19 protein-coding genes are annotated in these 26,003 nt (G+C 50.8%); 12 read left to right on the plus strand and 7 right to left on the minus strand.

The features are described 5' to 3' along the window. Positions 1 to 159 precede the first annotated feature (159 nt). From dnaN to ACO0K4_RS02850, 4 genes are all read left to right on the plus strand, one after another. Positions 160 to 1,266: a DNA polymerase III subunit beta gene (dnaN, locus tag ACO0K4_RS02835; RefSeq protein WP_422955079.1), complete on the plus strand. Its 1,107-nt coding sequence runs from the start codon at positions 160 to 162 to the stop codon at positions 1,264 to 1,266. Between the two features lie 127 nt (positions 1,267 to 1,393). Beyond that, entirely contained in the window at positions 1,394 to 3,922 is a 2,529-nt protein-coding gene (gene gyrB, locus ACO0K4_RS02840) for a DNA topoisomerase (ATP-hydrolyzing) subunit B (RefSeq protein WP_422955080.1), read from the plus strand. A gap of 266 nt (positions 3,923 to 4,188) precedes the next feature. Beyond that, the gene (locus ACO0K4_RS02845) at positions 4,189 to 5,160 is read left to right on the plus strand and encodes an AAA family ATPase (protein ID WP_422955081.1); all 972 of its coding nucleotides are present in this window, start codon (positions 4,189 to 4,191) and stop codon (positions 5,158 to 5,160) included. Positions 5,161 to 5,190: 30 nt separating this feature from the next. Then, positions 5,191 to 7,752: a S8 family peptidase gene (locus ACO0K4_RS02850; protein WP_422955082.1), complete on the plus strand. Its 2,562-nt coding sequence runs from the start codon at positions 5,191 to 5,193 to the stop codon at positions 7,750 to 7,752. Positions 7,753 to 7,875: 123 nt separating this feature from the next. Here ACO0K4_RS02850 and ACO0K4_RS02855 read toward each other — a convergent pair whose 3' ends face one another. Beyond that, complete coding sequence (locus tag ACO0K4_RS02855) at positions 7,876 to 8,304, minus strand: DNA/RNA helicase domain-containing protein (RefSeq protein ID WP_422955083.1); 429 nt, start codon at positions 8,302 to 8,304, stop codon at positions 7,876 to 7,878. A gap of 755 nt (positions 8,305 to 9,059) precedes the next feature. Here ACO0K4_RS02855 and ACO0K4_RS02860 point away from each other — a divergent pair. The 3 genes from ACO0K4_RS02860 to ACO0K4_RS02870 all read left to right on the plus strand — a co-directional run bounded on the left by ACO0K4_RS02860 (position 9,060) and on the right by ACO0K4_RS02870 (position 11,688). Next, positions 9,060 to 9,398, plus strand: a complete 339-nt coding sequence (locus ACO0K4_RS02860; protein WP_422955084.1) for a hypothetical protein — start codon at positions 9,060 to 9,062, stop codon at positions 9,396 to 9,398. Between the two features lie 41 nt (positions 9,399 to 9,439). Further along, positions 9,440 to 10,141 (plus strand): DUF3334 family protein, encoded by a 702-nt coding sequence (locus tag ACO0K4_RS02865; RefSeq protein WP_422955085.1) that lies wholly within the window; start codon positions 9,440 to 9,442, stop codon positions 10,139 to 10,141. 428 nt (positions 10,142 to 10,569) lie between these two features. Further along, a complete protein-coding gene (locus ACO0K4_RS02870) occupies positions 10,570 to 11,688 on the plus strand; it encodes an HAF repeat-containing protein (protein ID WP_422955086.1) in 1,119 nt (372 codons plus the stop codon). Between the two features lie 130 nt (positions 11,689 to 11,818). Here the strand turns inward: ACO0K4_RS02870 and ACO0K4_RS02875 are convergent, their stop codons facing one another. Next, positions 11,819 to 11,995, minus strand: a complete 177-nt coding sequence (locus tag ACO0K4_RS02875; protein ID WP_422955087.1) for a hypothetical protein — start codon at positions 11,993 to 11,995, stop codon at positions 11,819 to 11,821. A gap of 151 nt (positions 11,996 to 12,146) precedes the next feature. Here ACO0K4_RS02875 and ACO0K4_RS02880 point away from each other — a divergent pair, with 151 nt between their 5' ends. Then, complete coding sequence (locus ACO0K4_RS02880; RefSeq protein WP_422955088.1) at positions 12,147 to 12,929, plus strand: tRNA-uridine aminocarboxypropyltransferase; 783 nt, start codon at positions 12,147 to 12,149, stop codon at positions 12,927 to 12,929. Between the two features lie 139 nt (positions 12,930 to 13,068). On the opposite strand, the gene ACO0K4_RS02885 is transcribed toward ACO0K4_RS02880, so the two are convergent. Together ACO0K4_RS02885 and ACO0K4_RS02890 are read right to left on the minus strand one after the other, a co-directional pair. Beyond that, positions 13,069 to 13,317 carry a DUF3297 family protein gene (locus ACO0K4_RS02885; RefSeq protein ID WP_422955089.1) on the minus strand — a complete coding sequence of 83 codons (249 nt, stop codon included), beginning with the start codon at positions 13,315 to 13,317 and terminating at the stop codon, positions 13,069 to 13,071. A gap of 313 nt (positions 13,318 to 13,630) precedes the next feature. After that, positions 13,631 to 17,635 (minus strand): hypothetical protein, encoded by a 4,005-nt coding sequence (locus ACO0K4_RS02890; RefSeq protein ID WP_422955090.1) that lies wholly within the window; start codon positions 17,633 to 17,635, stop codon positions 13,631 to 13,633. A 424-nt stretch (positions 17,636 to 18,059) separates the two neighbouring features. On the opposite strand from ACO0K4_RS02890, the gene ACO0K4_RS02895 reads away from it, so the two are divergent. After that, positions 18,060 to 18,701, plus strand: coding sequence for a hypothetical protein (locus tag ACO0K4_RS02895; protein WP_422955091.1), 642 nt, complete (start codon positions 18,060 to 18,062; stop codon positions 18,699 to 18,701). 123 nt (positions 18,702 to 18,824) lie between these two features. Here ACO0K4_RS02895 and ACO0K4_RS02900 read toward each other — a convergent pair whose 3' ends face one another. Continuing rightward, positions 18,825 to 19,667 (minus strand): PEP-CTERM sorting domain-containing protein, encoded by an 843-nt coding sequence (locus ACO0K4_RS02900; protein WP_422955092.1) that lies wholly within the window; start codon positions 19,665 to 19,667, stop codon positions 18,825 to 18,827. 439 nt (positions 19,668 to 20,106) lie between these two features. On the opposite strand from ACO0K4_RS02900, the gene ACO0K4_RS02905 reads away from it, so the two are divergent. Next, positions 20,107 to 20,937, plus strand: a complete 831-nt coding sequence (locus ACO0K4_RS02905; RefSeq protein ID WP_422955093.1) for a lysostaphin resistance A-like protein — start codon at positions 20,107 to 20,109, stop codon at positions 20,935 to 20,937. Here the strand turns inward: ACO0K4_RS02905 and ACO0K4_RS02910 are convergent. After that, the gene (locus ACO0K4_RS02910) at positions 20,934 to 21,815 is read right to left on the minus strand and encodes an EamA family transporter (RefSeq protein ID WP_422955425.1); all 882 of its coding nucleotides are present in this window, start codon (positions 21,813 to 21,815) and stop codon (positions 20,934 to 20,936) included. The two genes, ACO0K4_RS02905 and ACO0K4_RS02910, sit on opposite strands and share 4 nt — an antisense overlap. Positions 21,816 to 22,329: 514 nt before the next feature. Between ACO0K4_RS02910 and ACO0K4_RS02915 the strand changes: the two genes are divergently transcribed. Continuing rightward, positions 22,330 to 24,483, plus strand: a complete 2,154-nt coding sequence (locus ACO0K4_RS02915; protein WP_422955094.1) for a hypothetical protein — start codon at positions 22,330 to 22,332, stop codon at positions 24,481 to 24,483. 143 nt (positions 24,484 to 24,626) lie between these two features. Here ACO0K4_RS02915 and ACO0K4_RS02920 read toward each other — a convergent pair whose 3' ends face one another. Beyond that, positions 24,627 to 25,034 (minus strand): hypothetical protein, encoded by a 408-nt coding sequence (locus ACO0K4_RS02920; protein ID WP_422955095.1) that lies wholly within the window; start codon positions 25,032 to 25,034, stop codon positions 24,627 to 24,629. Positions 25,035 to 25,269: 235 nt separating this feature from the next. Here ACO0K4_RS02920 and ACO0K4_RS02925 point away from each other — a divergent pair, with 235 nt between their 5' ends. Continuing rightward, positions 25,270 to 25,764 (plus strand): low molecular weight protein-tyrosine-phosphatase, encoded by a 495-nt coding sequence (locus tag ACO0K4_RS02925; protein ID WP_422955096.1) that lies wholly within the window; start codon positions 25,270 to 25,272, stop codon positions 25,762 to 25,764. Positions 25,765 to 26,003: the final 239 nt, after the last annotated feature.

Here is a 26,003-nt window from a genome sequence, read left to right on the forward strand (position 1 = left end):
GCAATGTTGACGCGGCTCCCAGACCATAAATGCTCTGAGAACCGCATCAATACAGCGCAAGGCAATGCCAGGTATAAGTAATAAAAGCAATAAAGCAGCAACGATAAGAAGTTAAGTTCAGCATCCTTTATTAATTACAAATTTAGCGAGGATATACACATGCAATTGGTTAAAACCCACCGGGACACCATACTCCGGCCACTGCAAATCGTGAGTGGTATTGTCGAGCGTCGGCACACATTGCCGATTCTGGCCAATATCCTCATCCGCAAAGACGGCGAAAAAGTTTCCTTCTTGTCGACCGACATCGAAGTCCAGATCACCACGCATGCCGAAATCGGCTCTGGCGGTGACGTCACTGCCACCACGGTTGCCGCCCGCAAGCTGCTCGATATTTTGCGCGCGCTGCCGGACGACAATGATGTCGTGCTCAAGCTCGACAACAAAAAAATGACAGTGCAAGCTGGCAAATCCCGCTTCTCGCTGCAAACACTGGCGGCTGAAGAATTTCCGACGGTTGCGCAAGCAGAGCATTTCAATGCCAGCGTCAGCCTGCCGCAAAAAACTCTGAAGCACCTATTTAATATGGTGCACTTCTCGATGGCGCAGCAAGACATTCGTTACTACCTGAATGGCCTGTTGCTCGTAGTCGATGGCAAAAACGTGATCGCCGTAGCGACTGACGGCCATCGTCTGGCGTTTTGCCAGGTTGAAGTCGAACAGGAATTTCCGCGTCAAGAAGTCATCATCCCGCGCAAAACGATTATCGAATTGCAGCGTCTGCTCGAAGACAAAGACGATCTGGTGCAACTCGACATCGCCAACAATCAGGTCAAACTGACGTTCGCCGATATCGAATTGATTTCCAAACTGGTCGAAGGCAAATTCCCTGACTTCAACCGCGTGATCCCTAAGGGTTACAAAAACAATTTCACCCTGGGTCGCGAACAATTGCTGCGCTCGCTGCAACGCGCAGCAATCATGACCAGTGACAAGTTCAAAGGTGTGCGTTGTGTCGTCACACCAGGCAGCATGCAGATCATGTCCACCAATGCCGACCAGGAAGAAGCTGTCGAAGAAATCGAAATCGACTACGGTGGTGACAGTGTCGATATCGGCTTCAATGTGACCTATCTGCTCGATGTATTGAATAACCTCAAAGTCGATCAAATCAATATCGCTCTGGGTGATTCCAATTCATCGGCACTGATCACGATCCCTGACAACACCGACTTTAAATATGTCGTCATGCCAATGCGGATTTAAATCCTGAGGTAATTCCCCGATCCCGCTTGCGGGACCGGGCTGAAGTATTTTTTTGAATACTTTTGTTGAGTATTTTTAGTAGCCTATATCAGTCAGAACAAGCAACACCCTAATACAGAAGGTAGCCATGTCCGAGAACACCCAAGACAACACAGCAACGCCATCACCAGAAAAACCAGTCACGGAATCTGCCACGTCCGCTGGTTATGGCGCTTCGTCCATTCAAATTCTCGAAGGTCTCGAAGCCGTGCGGAAACGCCCCGGCATGTACATTGGCGATACTTCTGATGGCACCGGTTTGCACCACCTCGTATTCGAAGTTTTAGATAACTCGATTGATGAATCGCTGGCAGGTCACTGTACTGAGATCAACGTCACCATCCATACCGACAACTCCATCTCCATTACCGATAATGGCCGTGGTATTCCGACCGGTATCAAATGGGATGACAAGCACGAACCTAAGCGCAGCGCCGCTGAGATCGTCATGACTGAACTGCATGCCGGCGGTAAGTTCGATCAGAATTCATACAAAGTATCAGGCGGTCTGCACGGCGTCGGCGTCTCTTGCGTGAATGGTCTGTCTAAATTACTCAAGCTCACGATCCGTCGCGACGGCAAGCAATACGCCATGGAATTTGTCCGTGGTGTACCGCAAAATCGCGAAGTAGAAACCATCGACGGCGTACTCTGCTCACCGATCAAAGTCATCGGCGAAACCGACAAACGCGGCACCGAAGTCCATTTCTGGGCCGATGAAGAAATTTTCACGCATGTCGAATTTCACTACGAAATTCTGGCAAAACGTATCCGCGAATTGTCCTTCCTGAATAACGGTGTACGCATTAAATTAAACGACCATCGCACCGGCAAAGAAGAATTATTTGCCTTCGAAGGCGGCACCCGCGGTTTCGTTGAGTACATCAACAAAAACAAGAGCGTCCTGCACCCGACGATTTTTCAGGCAACCGGCGAAAAAGTTTCCGACCAGGGCACCAACATCACCGTCGACGTCTCCATGCAATGGAACGACGCCTACAACGAACAGGTACTCTGCTTCACTAACAACATCCCGCAACGCGATGGCGGCACCCATCTGACCGGCCTGCGCGCCGCGATGACCCGTGTCATCAACAAGTATATTGAAGAACACGAATACGCCAAAAAAGCCAAGGTCGAAGTCACTGGCGACGACATGCGCGAAGGCCTCACCTGCGTGCTCTCCGTCAAAGTCCCAGAGCCAAAGTTCAGCTCACAGACCAAAGACAAATTAGTGTCGTCTGAAGTGCGCGGCCCGGTCGAAGAGATCGTTGCCAAGACGCTGACCGACTACCTCGCAGAAAAACCGAACGATGCCAAAATCATTTGCGGCAAAATCGTCGAAGCCTCACGTGCCCGCGAAGCAGCCCGCAAAGCGCGCGAACTCACCCGTCGTAAAGGCGTCATGGACGGCCTGGGCCTGTCCTCCAAACTTGCGGATTGCCAGGAAAAAGATCCTGCTCTCTGCGAACTGTACATCGTCGAAGGTGACTCCGCGGGCGGCTCGGCCAAACAAGGCCGCGACCGTAAGTTCCAGGCGATCCTGCCACTGCGCGGTAAAGTATTGAACGTAGAAAAAGCCCGCTTTGAAAAAATGCTCTCCAGCGAACAGATCACCACCCTGATCGCTACGCTAGGCACCAGTATCGGCCCGGACGAATTTAACGTCGATAAACTGCGCTATCACCGCATCATCATCATGACCGATGCCGACGTCGACGGCGCCCACATCCGCACGCTATTGCTGACCTTGTTCTATCGTCAGATGCCACAACTGGTCGAGCGCGGTCACATCTACATCGCGCAACCACCGCTGTATAAAGTCAAAGCAGGTCGCGACGAACGCTACCTCAAAGACGACGCCGAAGAAGCCACGTACATGATGACCGTCGCCCTCACTGGTGCTGCGCTCACTCCGAGTACAGGCGCAGACCCGATCTCCGGCGAAGCACTCGGTGAACTGGTGCGTCAATACAATCTGGCTAACGCTATCATGATGCGCCTCACTCGCGTCATTGATCGTGCTGCACTGACCGCCATCATGACCGGCGTCACGCTCAAAATGGACAGCGCAGAACATGCAGAGCAATCCGCCCAAGAACTCACCGCCGCCATCAACGACCCGGCCGTCAACGCCGTCGTACGCAGCGATGAACTCTCAGGCATGTTCAGCCTGCGCATAGAACGTCTGTACCACGGCAATATCAAAGTCAGCAGCATCGACGCCGACTTCGTCGACAGCACCGATTACAAAGTCCTCGAAGCCGCCGCACAAACCTTCAAAGGGTTGTTAGGCGAAGGCGCCTTCATCCGCCGCGGCGAAGGCGAGCGCATGAAAGAAATCGCCGTACAAGATTTCCATCACGCCATGCTCTGGCTGCGCGACGAAGCAGAGCGCGGCGTCAGCAAACAGCGCTATAAAGGACTGGGCGAAATGAACCCAAGCCAATTGTGGGAAACCACCATGGACCCAACCGTACGCCGCCTGCTCAAAGTACAGATCGAAGACGCGATTGCCGCGGATCAGATCTTTACTACGCTGATGGGCGATGATGTAGAACCACGTCGTGCGTTTATTGAGTCGAATGCTTTACGGGCTGGGAATATTGACGTTTGATGTGAAACGTTAGCAAAAAAACCGCCCTATGTGCTGTTTTTTTGTTCGATCTAAATATTAAGAACAGTCCAATTTATAGCGTGCTACTGATGTAGGTTTCTGGCCATGTCACCTTGAAAAGCGCACGGATATTGCGCAGCAATCTGGTACTGTTTTGTTTTTCTGTTTTCGAAAAAATTTCCTGATGCCCCCAGTAGTTCATAAGGAGCATTAACTAAAGGCTAATGAATATCTGACCGATAGACTTGTTGCATGGAGAAAAAATTATGCCACGCGCAGACCTAATTGTTAATCTGGTCAAAGCTGGAAATGAAGGGGACCTGAAGCTATTTCGATCAACTGTCGAAGCGATGGCAGCCGAAGAACGCGCCAAACGTCACCATCAACTTGCAGACAAACTAATAGCAGGTTTAAACGCAACCACCACACGTCCGCGTCCAATAGAGTTGATGCGTGGTGTTGACAGTGGTCACGGTGGACTCCTGTTCGAAATCGAACCGCGCCGCAGCTACGATTCACTCATTCTGGACACAGAGCTTCGAACCTCGCTTATTGAGGTGGCGGAAGAACAACATCGCCGAGATCTGCTTCGATCATACGGTCTGGAACCCCGGCACCGAATTTTACTTTCCGGGCCGCCTGGCAACGGCAAGACATCTATTGCCGAAGCTATTGCTACCGAGCTAATGGTGCCACTTTTTGTTGTACGATATGAAGCGGTGATCGGAAGTTTTCTTGGCGAGACTAGTGGACGGCTAAAACGGTTGTTCGACTATGTACGTACTCGTGAATGCGTTCTCTTCTTTGATGAATTTGATACGTTGGGGAAAGAGCGAGGGGATACCCATGAAACGGGAGAGATTAAGCGTGTGGTAAGTTCGCTACTTTTACAGATTGATGCATTGCCTAGCCATGTTGTCGTGGTTACAGCAACCAATCATGCCGAATTGCTTGATCGTGCCGTTTGGCGACGATTCCAGATACGACTTACGGTTCCGCCACCGTCCTTGATGCAAAAGGAAGAATGGTTTTCCCAGTTTCAAGTCAGGATAGGTCTGGCACTTGGTATAACTCCCAAAGCTCTAGCAAAGAAATTGGATATTGCAAGTTTCTCGGAGCTTGAACAATTTTGTGAAGACATATATCGCCGCTATGTTCTTACTTTACCAAATGCTGAGCTGAAGGTGATCGTGGTTGAGCGCTTGAGGCAATGGCAGCATCGGGCAACAGCTAACTAACACAACTACAAATGCAAGTTAAGGGGAAAGATGGCCGCACATGAATACCCGCTTCTACTGTTTCCAGCTGTAGCCCCCATCGCACGAGATGGCTTACCGCCTGGGTTTCCAAACATGCATCGCCCTGACATTAGTCGCCAACGGGCGCGTATTGCGCCCAAATTCCAAGCGTTGCAACAGACTTTTGATGCTAAACGACTGAACCTTCAACAGGTAGCTCCAGGACAAGATCCCGAGTTGGTGGTTGTGTTTGAAACGATTGGTTCAGTTGATACGTTTGTCAAGGCGGCAGGACACGTAGCAGGACTAGAATGGCTCCTAGAGTCGGCTGAAGAAGGTATAACACCGGACGAGGATTTTTACGATAACAGCAACAGAGATAAATCAATCTCTGGTCGTTTATTTCTGATCGGGAGTAACCAACAGGCCTTGACCCAAGTTTTGTCGTTGTGGGACCGATATCAGGCTAATCCATCAGTACAGTTGCCGCGTGGCTTTGCCCCATGGAAACAGGTATTCGCCCAACTGAAGGATGTCCGTTTTTGGAGTATTCGCGACCGTATGGGCGTCGATGTCCTTGAATATTGGCGTGAACAGGTTGCGGCAGGCATTGATCCTATTCGTTTTGAAATCGAGATCTGGTATTTTCCAAACACCGTAAAAAATGATAGTGCGCGGGATGAAGTTGCAGCTTTGATCGCATCAATGTATGGACGAGTTTTGAGCCGTGCACTCATCTCCGAGATTGGCTACCACGGAATGTTAGTCGAAATGCCTGCTGCATCGGTATCTCAACTACTAGAGGATCAACTACCCGAATTGGTAATGTCTGAGAGAATTATGTTCTTCCGACCAAAAGGACAAGCCGCAGCGCCGTCCAGCGATCAGGAAGGAGCACCGACTGCAGACGGCGAGTTTCATCATGCCCCCACGGCCGGGACCCCAATAGTCGCACTATTGGATGGCCTGCCACTACAAAACCACCCACTGTTGCGTGGGCGTTTGACCATCGATGATCCTGATGAATGGGAAGCTAACTATGCTGTGCAGGACCGAATTCATGGAACAGCCATGGCATCACTAATCACTTATGGAGACCTGAACTCAGGCGAAGCGCCATTATTGCGTCCGATTTATGTAAGGCCAGTGCTGCGCCCCGACCCCAACTCATTGGTTTCCCCTCGTCCCGAGGTCACGCCAGACAACACCTTGCTTATTGACTTAATGCACAGGGTAATCAAACGCATTTGCGAGGGCGAGGCAGGCCAACCGGCGGCGGCTCCGTCTGTTAAGGTTATTAGTCTTTCCCTAGGTGATGCGGCGCGACCATTTGATCGTTACCTTTCTCCATGGGCTCGACTGTTAGATTGGCTGGCATTCAAATATCGGGTTCTTTTTATTATTAGCGCAGGTAACCAAGTTACAGATTACACATTTCAAATTCCTCGCGAATCGCTTGCGAATGTGGCCATCAATGAGAGAAACTTAATGGCGCTCACCGCAATGTGCGAGCATGAAGTTGATCGAACTATCTTGTCACCAGGAGAATCCATCAATGGTTTGACTATTGGTGCTCATCATACGGACTCGGCACAGTTCCCAACGGTACCTCGCTGCTACGATCTTTTTCCGTCTGGTGGACTTAGCCCATACTCGCGCATAGGTACTGGTTTCAGACGATCTCTAAAACCGGATCTGCTTTTTCCAGGTGGACGTATCCTTTTCAAGGAAGAAATTATTAGTCCAACTGAATCAACTCGAGTTTCACCGCTTTGGAGTACATCCGTTGAGCCAGGTCATCGCGTTGCAGCCCCACCCGTCGGACTCAACAACCACACGAAACATACTCGTGGCACTAGCAATGCCACCGCACTTGCAAGTCGTGGTGCCGCCATCGCCCACGAGGTAATCGAGGTGATCCGGGAGAATGATCCGGATCAACTTCCAGCTACCTACGATGCAGTCTTGCTCAAGGCGTTGATGGCGCACGGCGCACAGTGGGGTGATTTATTCGAACAAATAATTGCGACGAGGCCAGATATCACTGATAGAGACGCTCAACGCAAATTCGTCGGGCGCTGGCTTGGCTATGGTCCCGTTGATCTTCAACGCGCACTAATTTGTACGCAACAGCGAGCAACATTGATCGGCGTGGGCGAACTCAATGATGGAAAGGCCTATTCGTTCTCAGCACCGCTCCCGCCGAGCCTTGCCACAAAAGTACTATGGAAGCGCGTGACAATTACACTTGCTTGGCTCACACCAGTTAATCCCGCGCATCAGGCCTATCGACGAGCAAAGTTATGGGTGACGCCACCCGCTGCGCTCGATGTTTCACGACAAGAGGGTGAATGGAGACAAGTTCAAAGAGGAACACTTCAGCACGAAATACTTGAAGGGAATAGCGCTTTGGCTTTTGTTGATGGAGACCGCTTTGTTTGCAAAGTGAACTGCAAAGCCGAAGCTGGCGATCTGAGGGAATCCATTCCATTTGCAATTTGTGTATCGTTAGAAGTCGCTGAGGGAATTAACGTTCCGATCTATCAAGAAATTAAGGAAAGAATTGCTCAGAAGGTCAGCGTCCAGAACTAAAGCAACTAAAAGTGTAACGAAAGGAATCAGCTTCGACTATTTTTCGAAACTGATTCGTGTGTAACTTCAAGTTCAGACCACGCCAAAACATTTACTCCACAACCAATCAAGTACTTATAGGTCTCATCCAGATGTTCTGGGCACGCGCGTCGCGTCTTCTGCATTGCCTAGCGTTACAAAAAACACCATCCCCTGCCGCGCCCTTATCAGCAATACCCGATAAGCATTTTCAAGATAACGTTGCTGCTCTTCTTGCTGTCGCCTTTTCCACGTCGTGCCAGTGAACTTCCAATGTTCGAATTGCCCATTGACGTAACGGTAGTCCGCATCCCAGGCAACCAAACACCAGTCAAACTCTAAACCTTGAATGTCGAACTCGGTCGCCACATCTTCGAGGAAGTGGCAAGAGCGCACATCGTCCTGTTCGTTCAAGAACCAGTCCGCCGCTGACAATCGATTTTTAACGAAGATACCTTCTGGCTTAAGACGAACAGCGCCGGAAGAAGCAATCACGCCTTGCGAGAAGTTCTTTTGACCTCTCTTGGTGGTCATGAATTTTGAAGTATTTTCTTGATCCCAAGCGCGTTACGCTTCATCGAAAATGACTACGTGTTCGATCGGCGCAGATTGGTCTTTAATGTACTCGTCGCGAAACTTATGGATATTCTGTATCGATGCTGATGCAGCTCGAAGCGCGGTCGCTTTGTTTTTGTGCGCATTTCTGGATACTGAATTAGGGGAAGTCCAAAGGTTCAATCCAAAATTTCCAGCCCACAAAAACAAGAGAGCGAAATATTTTCAAATCCCAGAGAATCAGGTCAACTATTTATAGATAAAGAGGTTTTATGGCATTGAATTTAATGAATACGACAGAAACACTGGTGAATTGCTGACAAATTAGCGTCACCGTGCTGAACAGTTTCTACGCAGAGTTTTCATAAAATTCGACAACCTCATAAAACAAATTTATTTAATTCGTAAGCGTACGTTTGGTATAAATCCAACGCTGATTATAAATTTAACTCGTCGATGACCCTAATCAGATCAACTTATTGCTTAAGAGAGTTAGTTACGATACGAATTGAGTACTTTCTGATTGTCATATCAAAAATAAAGATCAATTCAGCAACAGATCCCTTAAGATCACAAGCATAATCTGGTAGCAAATTGCACAAAAAAAACATGAAACAACTGGACGCAGCCTGTTCCATTGAATATTCTTAACTATTCCCATGGAACGGCGTGTCTGCGCAAAGGCTTGCGCGGCGCGTCATCCGCGGCAACGCTGCCACGTAAAGGAAAACGACATGCCCGGCATAGCCTCTTCACCACAGAGCGATGCGCTGGAACAAGGCTTACTGGCACAGCACCAGATGCAGGATCCCGCGCTTCGTGCGCTGTTCCAGATACGCAAGCTTGAACGTGAGCTGATGGCCTTACGTAACGCCCTGACTGACACGCCTGCTCACCCAGCGCCAACAGAATCAATCAATATAAAACAGATGAGAGAACAGATCGCCGACCTGCTTAGCCGCATTGTGCTATTTCGCGTAGCACTCGCCGACCCACCAGCGCGACAAGAAACAGAATCCGACTCAGGTCGAGACGACGCACAATCAGTAGCGGATCGCGCACTGCGCGGATAAGATAAAAATCATTTCCAGGAAATATCTTTCAGGAGTTGCTCATGAGTACAGAAGAAAAAATGGTCGTCTACGGAACAGAAGATCTCTTGACCAGTTTATGCAATTCCGTCACACGCGTATTGAACGTGGCAACACAAAGCAAGATTCATTATTCGGCCATGGTGCAGCGAGTAACCAAGATCGGCCTGAAACCTGATATCGGTTGTTTTGTCTTGTTTGACGGTGGATTTTCTGGCCTGGTCGTACTGAATTTTGCAGGCAACGCCGCCTTGGAAATTTATGAGAAATACATGCTGAGCATGGGCATGCCCAAATCCGAACTCGCCTCCTCGTTCAGCTCTGATGAGGTCTCGAATATCCTGGGCGAACTGATGAACCAGATCGTCGGCGACTTCACCGGCAAGGTTCGCAGAGAACTACAAACCAACATCACCCAGAACCAACCCAAAATGCTGGTACTGAACAAACAAGTCATGCTCAGCGTCGACACCCCGCTAGACCGCCCCGAAATCCGCCGCGTCTCCTTCTTCACCGAAAATAATAATATTTTCTACCTGGAACTCGCCATCGACCGCACAGAATTCATTAAATTGCATGACTTCGACTCCAGCGAAATCACCGACCCAGACGCCTTACTCGACATGCAACAAGCGAGTCTGGCTAGCCAATCCAACGCAACACCACCCGCAGTATCAGCCGGAGACGATGCCAGTGACGAGTTACTGAGGTCTTTGGGGATGTGATTTCAGATGCCCGATACAGGGCTCACGGACAAACATTTGACACAATCAACTTACGATATCAATGTGAGTTGGTTGTACCTCAAATTGAACTAATTCTTACGGCCATGCTTCGTCCCCTCATTCATCACATCAGCATATAACTGGCGACAGACAACTTTGAGATTACTTGTGTTGAAAATGCGGCCCTCGTATTGCCAATTAAGTACTGATACTGCATAAGCACGCACTATAACTACAACGTCCTTTCCGCACCTTGCATTCCAAAAATTTTAGCGAGGCTCGCTGCGCAAACACAACTCAACGATGTGCTATGACAATTCCCATTTTCACCACACGCCATAACAATCTGCCATCTGCAGCAAGCATTATTGATGTACATTTACATACGATTTTTTCGTTTGCACAATCCCACCTGAAAGGATTCTGGTATGCGTTATGTTCTTCGTAGCTGTTTTTTTCTGGTGGCTCTGGCGGGTAGTGAGGCCGGTGCAATTACTCAGTCGCTTGGGATTGCGGCACCTAAGCAAGGTGGGTCGATTGCGAATGATATGAACGCGGCTGGTCAGGTTGCTGTGGTGATCGAGGATGAAAAAGGTGTGCCGCATGCGGCTTTTTTTGACAAGGGCAAGCTGATCGTGCTGGACTCACTGGGCGGGACAGAGAGCGAAGCGAAGCGCATCAATGACAAGGGCGAGCTTGTCGGTTCGTCGAACAAGAAGGACGGTAGCTGGACGGCTTTCCTCTACAGCCGCACCAATGGCATGCAAGAGCTGGGCACGCTGGGTGGTGTCAATAGCCATGGCATGGCGCTGAATAACGCCGGTGCTGCTGTGGGCTTTGCTGATACGGTGAACGGCGACTGGCATGCGTTCTTGTATCAACCCGGGCAGCCGCTTAAAGATCTGGGTACCTTCGGCGGCAAAATCAGCTACGCCAGTGGCATTAATAATGTAGGGCAAGTGGTTGGCACTGCGACGACGCCAGATGGCTCGCGTCATGCTTTCTTTTATGATGCTGAGCGCGGCATGATTGATCTTGGGACGCTGGGTGGCCGCTTCAGTACGGCGACCGCGATTAATGACCAGGGGGTCGTCGTCGGTGCATCGGAGATGAAAGACCGCACCTGGCATGCCTTTGTCTACGACGGCACACGCATGACCGATCTGGGCGCGATCATTGGCCGCGGCGATAGCTTCGCTACTGGCATCAACAATGCGGGCCATGTCGTGGGGACGGTACAACTGACCAACGAGCGTTTTGGCGACCGCCGTCTTTCCTTCGTCTGGCGGGATAACAAAATGCTGCTACACCCAAGCGGTAAGGGTCTGTACCTGACGAATGCCATCAACAATACAGGGCATGTGATCGGTGCGACCTATGACCGCGGCCTGAATGCTGCCACCATGCAGTCCAACGCCGTGCCTTTTGTTGATCTTGGCGGAACCAAAATTCTCGGCTTTAACCTGGTGATGCTGTTACTGGCTGGGACCGTCGTGATTTTTCGTAAGCGCTTCCGTGGATTGTTTTTCGGGAATTATGCGCACTGAGGGCGTACTGATTAGTTGAATCTGATATGAGCTTGCCTCTATGCGGTTGTGGCTTAGCATCTGGGATAGGAAGCTTCTAAAAGACCTCTGATCGGGGCAAGGCAATCAAGTAGTGTGTGCGCAAACACGATCAGAAGGTAAAGTCTACAAGCAGCAAGGTGTCAGCCTTGCTGCTTTTTTGCTTTGTAGAGAGTGGATACAGTTTGCGTACGTTCCGGTTCTGTCGAATTTTTCCTTGATCGCTGGTTGAGCGGGAGTCGATCATGAATCCAGAATTTGTCTGGTAACGATCATTCGGATCATTCATAGGCATGCCGGCTTGATTGCACTAGAATGCTGGACTTTGGTCGCCGCGATTGGTTTGTACAAGATGATGTGGAAAATCGTGCCCGCTGTCGCCTCCAACATGACACCCGCTTAAACCTGCTCCAGATTCCAACCCTGATGTACGTAGTTCTATGACAAAAACCCACTTACCCCATGCAGTATCCCGTCTTCGCACTGTCCGTCTGGAGAAGAGTACGCGGCCTTTTCTGGCGCGTGGCGGGCCGCATGGCGAGCGTTGCGGGGGCTGTCGTCTGATCCTGAGCCATTGCCTGTGCGCCTTGCGTCCGGTGGTGCCTACGCGGGCCGGAGTGTGCCTGCTGATGGCCGAGCATGAGACGCTAAAGCCCAGCAACACGGGCTGGCTAATTGCCGATGTGGTGCCGGACACGATGGCGTTCGGCTGGGCGCGGACTGAGGTGGATCCTGCGCTGCTGGCGGTGCTGGCTGATCCGCAGTGGCAGCCGTATGTGGTGTTCCCCGGGGAATTTGTCGCGCCGGAGCGGGTGGTCACGGAATTGCTGCAAGTACAGGAAGAGGACCGTGCTGGCAGCAAGCGTCCGCTGTTTATTTTGCTGGATGCGACCTGGCCTGAGGCGCGCAAAATTTTTAAGAAAAGCCCTTACCTCGCTCACCTGCCCGTGCTGAGTCTGATGCCGGAGCAGTTGTCACGCTACCGCCTGCGCCGCTCCAAGCGCGAAGAAAATCTGTGCACCTCCGAAGTCACCGCATTGTGCTTGCAACTGGCTGGCGACACTCTGGCCGCACAAACATTAGAGGCATATCTGGATGTTTTCACCGAACATTATCTGCGTGCCAAACTACAGCAAAAGCTAAACTGGGACGACGCCTTGCACCAGCGCCTGCGCGACTTGCGCTTACTTGCGTCTGCCAGCAGCGGCATAAAACAAACGTAAGAAAACCTAAGCAAATTAAAGCAAACGGGTCAGCATCGATAACCGATACTGACCCGCTTTTTACTGTATTTTTTACTGTATTTTGTCTTGATAAAAATCACATTACGGCGAATCTACACGCCACGAATGGCGTCAAAGATTAGCGATAAAACGCTTCGACCTTGCCTTTGACTTTAATCATCAGCGGCTTGCCTTTACGATCCAGGGCTTTGCCAGCGGCGACTTTGATCCAGCCTTCGCTGATGCAATACTCTTCGACGTCGAGACGTTCTTTGTCGTTGAATTTGATACCGACTTCGTGTTCAAACACGGCGGCAATATGGTAGGGGCTGCGAGGATCAATAGAGAGGCGATCGGGCAGGCTTGGAGGTGTCGTAGTATCGTTCATAGATCGGAATTATCCACTAGAAAGCCGATCAGTACAATTGCCTGTTTTTGGGCTGCCGCCTTGCTTGTCGATGAATCCGCTTGCCTGGATGACGTATTGACGACGCCTTGATGACGTCTTTTGAGAAAAGCGAAATCAAAATGTCCAATGAATATGTGGCTGCTGGCGGCTTTTATGCTGCAAACCCCCATGGACAGTGCGGGATCGTATCCGGGAACGTCTGACAACTCCACATTGAAAAATCACATCGACAGGCATCAGCCGTTCCATGGAACAGTGATTAAGCTTTTTAGCAATTTCCGTCCTCAGCTATTCACTCGCCAAACTTAGGCTCACTGACTTTGCCGGATAAGGAAATATCGGCATGCTCGCGGTTCGAGGGGGATTGCAGGTCAATGGCGAAGCGGCCACTGAGTCCGGCATTAGCATCAATCCATACATAGCCGGTAGTAGTGACGAGACCAGCGCTCATGCGGATGTCTCGCACCTGAATGCGATTGGCGGAGTAGGTGAAGTTGCCGCTCATATCGTTGAAGCTGGAACGGCCACCCATCTGCGCGTTTTTAAATGCGTTCATGATATCGACGCCGATAACCTCGCCGCTACCAAGATTGAAACTGCCATCGATACGTGATCCGGCAAAAAGTTTATTGCTGGTTTTGGCCTGCATGTTGTAACGGCCTTTGGCGCGCAACTTGCCGCTGCCAAACAGCCGCGGAGCGATGCCCGGGAGGTTGACTTCGATGGCGTTGAAACTACCGGTAAAACTCCAGCGCGGATCCCATTTCACAACACCACTGCCGCTGATGACGCCGTCATACAGGCCACCGCCAAACTCTTTAATATCGAGACGGTCTTCGTACATCATGCCGATGCTGTGAAACTGCTTCATTGTGACACCCGCGCCAAATAGTACGGCAAACGCATCCGCATTGATGTCGAACTTGACACCCGTGCCATCGGGGATCAGGGCTGCATGAAATTGGTGTTCCGTCGAATCGAGCACCATCTTGGCCCAGTGTCCGTTACGATCAAATTCGGCATGTCCGTCTAACAGCGCCATCGAAAAATTCGAAGACACCAGTTTGAGATCTTCGACATAGACAGGACCGATTTGCTCGTGCGCCTGTGCACGCGACTGGAACAAGAGCCAGCCTGCCGCCTGCTCATTCACTTGCGGGTAGCTGATATCAATACGTCCTAATGCGATCTTGTCATCGAAGAGAGTAGTAAGGTCAATGGCGATGGAAATTTCTTGTACCTGAATCTGCTGTTTGTCGCCAATAGTGACACCTTCGACACGCCAGTGCGGACGCGGCAGGAGCGAGAAATAGACACCATTCATCGTTACGGGTTGTCCGGTCGCGCCTGTGATCGCCCGTTGAAATATGAGCGCCTGACGGTCGAATGAAGTGAAATGCATCATGACCGTCACGACGACAATGCTGGCGACAACAATGACGCCGAGTTTCTTGATCAGTGTGTCTATGACGCTGTTGACAATTGCATCTCTGGTGCGGGCGAATCTGGCTGACCATTTTCTGGCGGCTTCGGCCTTTTTTTCTGCGCGAGCCTCTGCCCGCATTTGCTTGGCGAGCCTGCGCGCCTCGACCTGCGCATGCATTTCTTCGAGCTCTCTGGCTTTGCGGATCGCAGCTTCTTCTGCCTCGACTTTCAGGCGAGCTTCTTTTGCTTCACGCGCAATGCGGTCTTGCTCTTGCTGTTCGTGCTCCAGCTCCTCTTGCTTTGCCAGTGCAGCGATACCGCTGAGCACATCCTGGTCTTTTTCTTTACGGGCACGCTCGGCCTCGGCTTCTTTGGCCAGGGTCAGTTGATGCGCCTGTTCGCGATGCTTTTCCTGCTCGCTTTGTTCTAGACGCTGGCGCTCGCTGGCCTCATTGATGGCGCGTTCTTCCGCCGATTGACGTAGCAATGCTTCTTGTCTCTGGTGCTCTTCTGCGGCAATCTGCGCCTGCTCTTGTTCCAGCTTGACGAGTCGGGCGTGCTCTGCTGCCTCGCGCTCTTGCTGTTCGCGTGCCAGTCGTTCTGCTTCTGCTGTGGCCTCGGCATCTATGCGGGCCTGCAGTTCTGTTGCCTTGCGCTCTTCCTCGGCTCTGACCTGCGCTAACTCTATCGCCTCTTGTCGTGCTCTGGCTTCTGCTTCCTGCCGCAATTGTTCTTCTTGCGCGTGTCTGGCTTGCTCGGCTGCCTGACGTTGTAGTTCCTGATGTTCTCGTACGTATCTTTCTTTTTCCTCAGCCTCAAGACGGATCTGCTCTTCGCGCGCGAGGCGTGCTTCTTCGGCCATGGCATGCTCTAAGGCATCTTGCTCGGCTTTGGCTTCTGCTGCGAGGCGTTCCTGTTCTTTTTGTTGTTCTTGCTGAAGCAGTTCTTGTTCTGCTTTTTCTCTGTCGAGCGCTTCTTGTTGTGCTCTGGCTTTAGCTTCGGCTTCGGCTTTAGCTTCGGCTTGGGCCTCAGCCTCTGCTGCTATGCGGGCCTGTTCCTGTGCGATTCTTGCCTGCTCGGCAGCCGCTCTTTCTTGCTGTTCTCTGGCTTCGTTCTCTAGCCGGATCTGTTCTTCGCGTGCCTGACGTTCTTCGTCTGCTTTGGCTCGGTCCACTGCTTCTTGTCTTGCTTTGGCTTCTGCCTCCTGACGCTGCATTTCTTCACGCGCCAGACGCTCTTGTTCTACCTTTGCTTGCGCCTGGGCCTCTTGTCTGGCTTTGGCTTCTGCTTTGATACGGGCTTGCTGTTCTCTGAACTGTTGCTCTTCTGCGGCCTTGGTACGTTGCAGCGCGTCTTGTTTTGCTTTCGCTTCGGCGGCGATGCGTGCCTGCTGCTCTTCTGCAAGCCTGGCTCGCTCGGCGGCTTCTGCGGCTAAGCGCGCCTGCTCTTGCTCGCGGGCAGTCTGTTCTGCTTTGGCGATCCCGGCAATACGCAGGGCCTCTGCCTCGCGCTGCTGTTGCTCCTCAGCGTGACGTGCTGCCTCAGTTGCGACCTCAGTTGCAACTTTAGCTGCAACCTCGGCTTCTTGTAGCGCTACGAGTTCGCGTTGAGCTTGCTGTTCTTTTTCGATGGCAAGACGTGCTGATTCTGCGGCTGCCTGCTCGGTCGCTCGCTGAGCATGTTCTCCGGCGAGCTGACGGGCTTCTTTATCGGCGTGTTCACGGGCTTTTCTTTTTTCTTCTTCGCGCAGAATTTTCTTTTCTGCTTCCATACGGGCACGTGCCTGTGCGACTTTGCGCTGTAGCTCTTCGGCGACGTGCCGGGCCAGTTGCTCTGCTTCTTTTGGCGAATGCTCTTCTGCCTTGGAACGAGCGTCTTTATGGATTTGCTCGAGTGCTTTGAGTTGCTCTTGGGTCTGCTGTATTTGTTTGAGTGCCAGCTCTTCGGCATCCCGCTGCTTTTTTTCCTGAGCGGCTTTTTCTGCTTGCTGTTGTGCCTGAGCCAGAGCGTCTTTTTTTGCTTTGTCTTCTGCTTCTTTTTGAATTTGTTGTTGCGCTAGTTTTTGCGCGGACTCTTTTGCTTCTTTTTCCTCTGCAGCCTGTTTTGTCGCTAGGGCTTCAGCCTGCAACTTTGCTTGCGCCTGCGCGTCCTGATCGGCACGGATTTTGGCTTTTTTCATCTCAAGTTCTTGCGCTGCACGGGTGGCTTGCGCCTGTTCTTCTTGCAAGGCTTGTAGCTTGGCGAGACGTGACTCTTCGGCTTTTTTGCGGGCTTTTTCTTTGGCGTCTTGTTTGGCGCGCGCTTCGATCTCCAAACGTCCTACGAACTCGGCAAGCTCTTGAATATTCGGATCAATATCGGCAATCGCTTTGGGCAGGCGACTCAGTACGGCGGGATCGAGTTTGGCGGGTGGCGCTTCTTTCGCAGCAGGTGTTGTGGCCGGGATATCCGCGTCCGCAGCGGCACCTGGGTTGCCCTTACTATCCATCGCATCGGCAGCGTTCTGCGCTTCGACGGCATTGTAAAACGCGCTCATCGTGAGCTGGAGTAGCGACTCTTGAAAAGTGCCTATCGTAGAAAAATCAATGTCGTCGGGAGAAGGGGCTTTGCTGGCAATTTCTGCGGGCAGATCTTTTAGCGGACGGCGCTGCGCGTCGAAAATGCGGATGTAATTATCTTTGAGTAGTTGCGCCAGCGCCTTCTCTAATTTTTTGTCGGACAAATGATCGAGACTGACCTGGATCGCGCCCACTGACGCGTTGCCATCAATTTCCTTTAGCAGCATGCGCAGGCCGCGGGACAGTTGCCTGGTTTTACCAATGGCTTCTGTCAGTCCTTTTGCGGTCTTTGTATAAACGATGTGCTTATCCATACCAGTCAGTCCAAACGCTCCCTGTATTTACAACAAATTTCGTTTCACAATGACGCAACATGGTCAGATACATGGTGTATCTGCCTAAAATATCAGCATCAATATTGCATTTAATGCAAAGGATAACGCAAACTACAGCAGATAATCGACTGTTAATTTGTAAAACTGTTTTACCAAACCGCAATGCCGATGCGGGTTACTGAGCCAATTTGGCTGCAAACCCGCATGGAGATTGCGGATGTTGTTTGTTAGCCATGAGAATCCCGCTATACAATCTAAGCAATCTGAGCAAGGTAAGTCATCTGAACAATGTTAAGAAAAATCCGGTCCTTGTTCGGTGTTTACCTCACACCTATTCAGCAAATATAGTAATCCAGGAATACGTTTTTAAACCATGAGAACACACGCTACGGATGCTTCGTCCATGCAATCACGACTTGCCACCGCACTGACGATGCGCTTAATCTGGATCATGCTGGCTGCGCTAAGCTATATTTTGCCGGCGGGGCTGGCATTGGCTAATGGTCAGACAGATCAGACATTTCCAGTCAAACTCAGCCGGAATGACCGGCTCTTGCTGGAGCAGGTGGTCTGCGTCAAAAAATATCAAGTCGGTATAGCAGACATTGACGCACGATCATTTGAGCCACGCGCAGCCAATGCGAATTTCGCCGATGTGAAATGTCTGCCGCATGCCAGGCTCAAAGGACAGCCCTTGTACTACGTTGCGCAGTGCGTGCGCGATCAGGGACAGTGGAGTTGCAGCCGTGCCGAACTGGAAACTTCAGTACCGCTGAAGGAGCGGGAGCTGATGGTGCGGCCCGGGACGGTAGAACCCGGGCTCGCCTACGAGACCATACAAAAAATGAGCCGCTACGGCTATTTCCAGGCGAACTTGCTGAATGATGCGCTGGAATCAACCTGCAATATGGGGATGGGCGACGCGCCGGATCTGATAGAAATTTCTTGCCGCCGCTGGTCGATCACGGTGTCTTTCTGGTGCCCTCAGAAGAACGATCAGTCACCATGCCCGCGCGTGATTTATATGACCAAGCGATCTGGGTGATACAAAACCTTACATAAGTCCACACTCACCAACGTACAAAAACTAAAGCTCCCGGAGGAGCTGTAGTTTTTTGTCGAGTTCTGTCGAGAACGGATCTGGATTGTATGATTTATTACCCTTTAATTACCCTTTACGACGACGTGCTGCCAGGATTGCCAACGCGCTTCCTACTAATAAAATACTGGCTGGTTCCGGAATGGGATTACCACCGTTTTGCTGTAAAAAGCTAAACGTATTCAGCGCGTATATACCGTTGTTATTGAGCGGAGCGTAGCTGGCGCCGCAGAGTGGCTGACCGCATAAACTGGTGGTCGCAATCATGTCAATGTCGGCAATGATAAACAGGGAACCTGAGCCGGGTGCATATTCGCCAGCGTGCCAGAATGCTGAGGTCACCTGATTCTCAACATTGCGGCCGCCTACGTGACCGTTGTGCGCCAAAATAGCGGATTCATCCAATTGACCAACGGCATAAAACTGCTGGACATTGGTCGCGTTACCGAAAGGACCGTTAAACAGCGGTGCACCACCGTTAGAGACGGAGCCCGTGCTGCCCGTCGTGCTCATCCCCAGGGTACTCCCCAAAACGTCGTGACCGGAATCATCCTGCAACAGAAACAGGTCACCGCCACCGAGGAAATAATTCATGATCGCTGCCGAAAAACCAGCGCCTTCGCTATCCGCAACCCAGGTGCCGACAAACATATCGACGCCCGCCAGCGTGCTGCTATTGACCGCAGTGAGATTGGTTGTGGTAATCGTGCGATTGACAATACCAGCGGGCCCAAAGTAGGCCGCATTCTCTAACGCGCCGCGAAAGCCTGTCATGTAAGAACCGTTCCAGGCCCAGTTACCGCTGCTGGGAATAAGGGAGCTGGCAGCACCCCCGACGACGTAGGCATTGGCCGAAAGACAGGTAATCGCCAGCGCCAGGCCGGCAAATAATTTTGATAATGCGTTGGACATAGTATCTCCATTGGGAATTAAAAGGATCTACGCCTGTCAAAACGGCGGGCGCTCAACACGCATTGCATAATTTATACCAGTTTTGTTAAGTGATTGATTTTAATCATCTATTTTAATAATTATTTAACAACAACATGATGTTTGTAAGAACGCCCGACGTTACAAGTTATCGGTAGAACTCAGTTTTCTCACAGCAAGCTGATTTATTTTTAGTTTGTTCAGCTCGTAAGGGGTGAGCGGTTTAATGTGAACGGTTTCAATCGGACGCATGCCAGCTTGTCAATACTCAAATAGAAAACCAAAGTTAAATCCATGTCCTGCTTCTTGTGGTTTTTAGGGCTTTATGACAATGTGCACTACCTCAAATTGTTGCCCCTTTCTGCTGCTCTTTTTTGTCGCTGCTTTTTCTTTGAAATCATTTAATGCCTGTTGTTGATCTATGCCGGTAATTTTTTATCTATTCTGCGCGACCATCGTGGCCTGGTTCTGCCTGGCGGGGCAGCGCGTATGGATGAGTATGTTTGTGCTGACGATAGCGTGGGCGGTAGTTGCATCACATGTCACGCTGGCCGGTTTATTGGCCATTACGTTGATGAGTGCTGCTGGCTGGGCTGCGCTGCAAGCCAAGGGCACACGACGGCAACTGTTGATGACGCTGACAGGTCTGATGGGATTATTGCTGGCATTGCATAAACTGCCGGGATTTCCTGATATCGCTTTACCCGAATTGAGTGTATTCACAGGCACTGACGCCAAGCCATTTTATTTGCATCTGGATAAAGCGATTGCGGGCTTAGTCATGCTGGCGGTATTTTGTCGTGACGATGCCAGCCGGCGCGGCGCGATCTGGCGCAATCCCGGCCTGTGGCGCCTGATGGTAACAAGCCTGACCGGGATTTTTATCATTGCTGTAGTCATTGGCCTGACACTGCCGCAGTGGAAATGGTCCGCCAGCGCATGGGCTTTTCTGGGTGTGAATTTGTTCTTCACTTGCTTGGCGGAAGAAGCGTTTTTTCGCGCCGGAGTGCAACAGGGATTGCTCGCACTGCTGCCGAAACATCGCTGGCTCTGCATCGGTATCGCCGCCCTCCTATTTGGACTGGCACATGCATGGGGCGGCTGGCGACTGATCGTAGTAGCAACGCTGGCAGGCGTAGGATATGGCAGGATCTACGAACGCTCAGGTGCGATTGCGATGGCAATCATTCTGCATTTTCTGGTCAATGCGATTCATTTTGTGGGCTTTGTTTATCCGGCGATTTCTTATTAAAAATTTCCGAGAGCAATGACACCGGCGGCGATACACAAGGCACCGATAATACGTTGCACACGATCTCCTTCACCGAGCAAATGTCCGCCGATCAGGGCGGCAAACAGCATAGATACCTCACGCGCCGGTGCCACGTGACTGAGTGGCGCATTCTGCATCGCATATAAGACAAGCATGTACGAAACCGGACTGATCGTGCCGACAATCAGTGCATATTTCCACTCGCGATTCCATGATGCCCGGGTCGCCTGACGATCGCGTAGCAATGCTGGTGCAAGTAAAGCGATGCGGATGAAATTGCCGACATAATCGATCAAGATCGGTGATATCAACATCACCTTGACGGCATATCCGTCCAGTACGGTATAAGCCGCAATGAATAAGCCCGTCAGCAGACCGTAGACAATACCTTTTCGCACTCTGACATGCTGGACATGATCGCTGACCGAGCGGAACAATTTAGGTCCCCCTGCGATCAAAAATACGCCGCCAACCACGGCGATGATCCCAAGGCCACCGGTCAGGGATACTTTTTCTCCCAGAAACAGAATCGCGGCGGTCGACGACAGCAGGGGACCGAACCCCCGCGCGAGTGGATAAACCACAGTGAGCTCCGCTTTGCGATAACCGCGCAACAGCGTAATGAAGTACAGCACATGGAGGATACCGCTGGCAGTCACAAAACCCCATTCAAGCCAACCCCAGGTGGGCACAACATTCCAGCCAGCATAGATGCCAACCGGTGCCCACACCAGCATCATGATGAGACTGGTGAATCCGGCAAAGCGCACATCACCGCCCGCTTTTTTGGCGGCGATATTCCAGAGTGCATGTATGAGTCCAGCGAGAATGACGAGAAAAAATGCGGTATGGGACACGTAGATAGGGAAGCGATAAACAGGTGAGTCAGCATCACAGTGTAACAAACGACATCAGTAAATAAACTGCACAGAACGATAAAAAATCAGCGGGTACAGTGCTGGACACTACGTCATAGAAACGCTCTTTGCATCTGCATTATCCTGCATCGCCCTTCATAGCGTGAGTCAAACCTGCTGTTTTTTATAGCATGGTTTTTTTCGTCAATTTATGTGAAGTTAACGTCAATTTGCATGATGTATTGGTATTTTCAGATGATTTTGCCTGCTATGTTTGGACAAAACTTCGCTATATACTCATTTCACGTTGTTTGATTTATAAGGGCGCGTCGACAACTCTGTCCCGGCATGCAGCACCAGAAGCAAGATCTCGCAATACCTTCGTATTGCAGTCCTTTGCAAGGAAGTGATGCACTCAGATACAGGATTGCAGATGTTCTCGTAAGGTCCGGCGGGACTACCACATGAGGCGCCGTCCGGCGTCCGTTATTAAAATCTCAGGGAGAGTAATAGCATGCGGCATCATTCACGTTCTACTTTAGCGTCACTCATTTTCCTCGCCTATTCTGGCGTCGCAGTTGCTGGCAGCAGCGCAGTCACTGACAATCTCACCGTCTTCTCAGGTACTAAAGCCAGTTCGGCGCAGGACGTATTACGTCAGGTCGCCGCGCAATATGGTTTGCCAGCGGCACTTGACAATCTGGTGCTGACCAAGGTGCAGGATTCTCTGGTCGGCAAGCATTATTACTATCAGCAAATGCTGCGTGGCCTGCCGGTTGACCGCGCCGAAATTATTGTCTCCATCGGTCGTAATGGCGAGCTTCTGAAAATTTTTAATGAGACCAAGCACATCACCGATAAGATGGATGCTAATGCCGTCAATCAAATGTATGTGCAGGCCAGACTGACGCCCGATCAGGCGATGGATAAGGCTTGGACAAATATGAAAGTCCAGCATCCGCTGGTCGCCACGCCAAGTAGCAATCTAGTCTGGGTTCCGACAAAAGACGGTGTACAGCTCGCCCATAAAGTAGAAATCGCCGCGCAAATGCCCACCGGAGGTTTTATCCAGTACATCCATGCACAAAACGGCGTGCTGCTGGGTTCGCGCTCCACCTCCTTACCGCGTATCGGTAAAAACGGGGACCGCTCAATCGCCGCACGTGCAGAACTGGGAGGGCCAACGCTGGATCGTCAATCGGCGATGCAAGCGATGAATGCCAAAGGTAGCGCAACACTGACCGCGGCCTCGGCAGCGACGGCTACGCTGGCAACTGCAACACTGGCAACAGCCGCCTCTGGCATCAACGGCAGCGGTCTGGTATTTGATCCTGATCCGCGTACGGCGTTGAATACGGATTCGCTGACGGATACTTCACCGGCATCGGCATTTGATGCCGCTTATTCGACCAAGACTTTGCGTGATCTGACCGTGACTGGCGGTGTGTATAAATTATCCGGCCCTTATGTCAACATTACCAATATCGAAGCGCCAAACACCGCACCAAGCACAACCACCAATGGTGTGTGGACAGCTAAGCGGGGTAATAACGCGTTTGATGATACGAATGTATATTTCCATCTCGATCAAAATCAGCGCTATATCCAGTCACTCGGTTTTACCGGTACCAAATCGATCATCAATCGTCCGCTGAATGTCGATACCGATGGAGTGAATGGTGATGACAATTCTCACTACAGCGGTGGTTCCAGCGACTATCTGGCATTTGGTCATGGCTGCGTGAATGACACCGAAGATGCCGACGTGATTTTGCATGAATACGGTCATGGCATTCAGGCCAACATCAATTCCAGCTGGAGTGGCGGCGATACCGGCGGGATGGGCGAAGGCTTTGGTGATTACTGGGCAGCCTCGTATTCTTACAGTACACCGAATGGCAAAATCTATCATCCTGAATGGGCGTTTAGCTGGGATGGTCATGGCGCGTGCTGGGCTGGCCGCATGCTTAATCGTACCGATGCCAAATACAATAGCGCAAAAAGCTATGACGCCCACGTCTCGGTCACTGAAGGCGGCGTGACTTTCCAGTCAGATGAATTATGGTCCACACCGCTATTCCAGGCGATGGTGTCACTGATCGCTGCCGGCAAGCCACGTGCGAATATCGACCAGATTATTCTGGAAGCACATTTTGGTCTGGGATCGAATATCAAAATGCCAGCGATGGCAACCGCGATTGTGAATGCTGCACATAATCTGTTCCCGGCTGATGCGACTTACGAGAACACCTTCAAGGCAAAATTCCAGGCACAAAATATTTTATCGAGTACCACAACAGGTCCTACCATCAGCGAAACAGAAAGCAATAATACGACCGCCACAGCGAACGTGATCAGTACAGCGAACACCACCGTTAATGGCACGATGAGCGCAAGTACCGATGTGGATTACTACCAGATCAGCCTGCCTGCGGGAAAAACACTGACAGTAACACTGACGCCAAACGCGACGTCTGACTATGATCTGGAACTGTACAGCAGCACGGGGACTAAGCTGACATCAAGTACCGCGGGCACCGGTGCGGTCGATACTGTCACCAACAGCAATACCGGCACCACTACCAAAGTGCTGTATGCGAAAGTGATTTACTACGCTGGCGGCACCGGAGCAACTAGCGGTAAATATACCTTACTCGCTGGCTGGTAATGACGGGTAGTTCCTGCTGAATTTGTTGAGTCGGGACAATGACTGAACAGGCAGGGGATACTTAAGAAGATCTTTGCAGTCCAATAAAAAAACGCCGCATATCGTTTGATATGCGGCGTTTTTATTAATTACGGCAAGATGAATTATTTCGCTGATGCGGCTTTTACTGCTTCTGCTTTTGGCTCAGCTTTTTGTTCCGCTTTTGGTTCTGCTTTAGCTGCTTTGGTTGCCTTTGCATGCTTCACATGTTTTGCTTTTTTCTCAGTAACAGGTGTCGCTGTCGCAACAGGTTTTGTCTCTGTTTTCGTTTCAGCTTTAGTCTCTAGCTTAGCATCGGCAATCGGAGCAATCGCTGTTGGCATCGATGTTTTGGTACCAGCGACTGCTGTTGTCGCTGATGCTTTTACTGCACTGGCTGCCGGTGCGGCCTGCGCTACTACGGGTGTAGCAGCTGGCGCAACTGGTTTAGCCGGTGTAGCTGGAGTTTGTGCGAACGCTGTACCCATAGCGAAGGTAGCAGCAACGAGGGAGGCGGCGATCAGCTTGTTCATGATAAATCCTGTTCTATATTTAGTTTGTGTTACGTAGTTAATCTACGTATGCCAAGAACGCGCCCCGATGACGATGTGTTGACAAAGAATGTGTTGCGAATTGTTACGTCACATTTATATCGGATATCTCGCTGTATCTATGTGACAAAGCAAACTGAGAATACCAACTTAAAATATCGACTTAAAATAAAAAGCTACATTCCAAATTCTTATCAACGAACATAGGCATACGATCATGAGCTCTGAAAAAAAACTGGCGATACTTTTTGTCTGCATGGGAAATATCTGCCGTTCGCCAACGGCTGAGGGCGTATTTCGCGCTCGCGCCGACGCAGCGGGCTTAGGTCATCAGTTACAGCTCGATTCCGCCGGCACACATGCGTATCACATTGGCGAACAACCTGACCTGCGATCACAGGAATTCGCGATGAAGCGCGGGATCGATTTGTCCGGTCAACGCGCCCGTAAAGTCGTTGCAGATGACTTCGGCAAATTCGACTTAATCATCGCGATGGATAAACATAATCTCGCCATGTTAGAAAAAATCTGCCCTGCAGCGTATCAACACAAACTCAGTTTGATGATGAGCTACGCCACTCACAGTGATGCGGACGAAGTACCTGATCCCTATTACGGCGGCGCTCGTGGTTTTGATCAGGTACTGGATTACATCGAAGATGCGTCTGATGGTTTGATTGAGGTGCTTAAGATCGGGCGCCATGTTCAATAATGGTCGTTTAATACAAAAATCCGTCTCGCGTTAATCCTAAGAATCGCAGATCCTCAATATCTCTATCTACCGCCAAGTATTTTTTTATTTAGTTGGCATTGAAAATTTCCCTGTCAACTTTTTGTTCTTATTGATGGAGTTGCAGCTATGGGACGAGAAGGAATGAAGCAAGCAGCCGTTCTGATAACGGTAGCGGCAGTTGTGATGGTAGCTACGAAGGATGTAGCTGATTGAAAAAC

Source organism: Undibacterium sp. RuTC16W, from assembly GCF_049339445.1.
In the GTDB taxonomy this organism is placed as follows: domain Bacteria; phylum Pseudomonadota; class Gammaproteobacteria; order Burkholderiales; family Burkholderiaceae_D; genus Undibacterium.

Coding starts and splice junctions, on each gene's coding strand:
- dnaN (WP_422955079.1), top strand. CDS start 160: ATGCAATTGGTTAAAACCCACCGGGACACCATACTCCGGCCACTGCAA.
- gyrB (WP_422955080.1), top strand. CDS start 1,394: ATGTCCGAGAACACCCAAGACAACACAGCAACGCCATCACCAGAAAAA.
- ACO0K4_RS02845 (WP_422955081.1), top strand. CDS start 4,189: ATGCCACGCGCAGACCTAATTGTTAATCTGGTCAAAGCTGGAAATGAA.
- ACO0K4_RS02850 (WP_422955082.1), top strand. CDS start 5,191: ATGGCCGCACATGAATACCCGCTTCTACTGTTTCCAGCTGTAGCCCCC.
- ACO0K4_RS02855 (WP_422955083.1), bottom strand. CDS start 8,304: ATGACCACCAAGAGAGGTCAAAAGAACTTCTCGCAAGGCGTGATTGCT.
- ACO0K4_RS02860 (WP_422955084.1), top strand. CDS start 9,060: ATGCCCGGCATAGCCTCTTCACCACAGAGCGATGCGCTGGAACAAGGC.
- ACO0K4_RS02865 (WP_422955085.1), top strand. CDS start 9,440: ATGAGTACAGAAGAAAAAATGGTCGTCTACGGAACAGAAGATCTCTTG.
- ACO0K4_RS02870 (WP_422955086.1), top strand. CDS start 10,570: ATGCGTTATGTTCTTCGTAGCTGTTTTTTTCTGGTGGCTCTGGCGGGT.
- ACO0K4_RS02875 (WP_422955087.1), bottom strand. CDS start 11,995: ATGAATGATCCGAATGATCGTTACCAGACAAATTCTGGATTCATGATC.
- ACO0K4_RS02880 (WP_422955088.1), top strand. CDS start 12,147: ATGACAAAAACCCACTTACCCCATGCAGTATCCCGTCTTCGCACTGTC.
- ACO0K4_RS02885 (WP_422955089.1), bottom strand. CDS start 13,317: ATGAACGATACTACGACACCTCCAAGCCTGCCCGATCGCCTCTCTATT.
- ACO0K4_RS02890 (WP_422955090.1), bottom strand. CDS start 17,635: ATGGATAAGCACATCGTTTATACAAAGACCGCAAAAGGACTGACAGAA.
- ACO0K4_RS02895 (WP_422955091.1), top strand. CDS start 18,060: ATGCAATCACGACTTGCCACCGCACTGACGATGCGCTTAATCTGGATC.
- ACO0K4_RS02900 (WP_422955092.1), bottom strand. CDS start 19,667: ATGTCCAACGCATTATCAAAATTATTTGCCGGCCTGGCGCTGGCGATT.
- ACO0K4_RS02905 (WP_422955093.1), top strand. CDS start 20,107: ATGCCGGTAATTTTTTATCTATTCTGCGCGACCATCGTGGCCTGGTTC.
- ACO0K4_RS02915 (WP_422955094.1), top strand. CDS start 22,330: ATGCGGCATCATTCACGTTCTACTTTAGCGTCACTCATTTTCCTCGCC.
- ACO0K4_RS02920 (WP_422955095.1), bottom strand. CDS start 25,034: ATGAACAAGCTGATCGCCGCCTCCCTCGTTGCTGCTACCTTCGCTATG.
- ACO0K4_RS02925 (WP_422955096.1), top strand. CDS start 25,270: ATGAGCTCTGAAAAAAAACTGGCGATACTTTTTGTCTGCATGGGAAAT.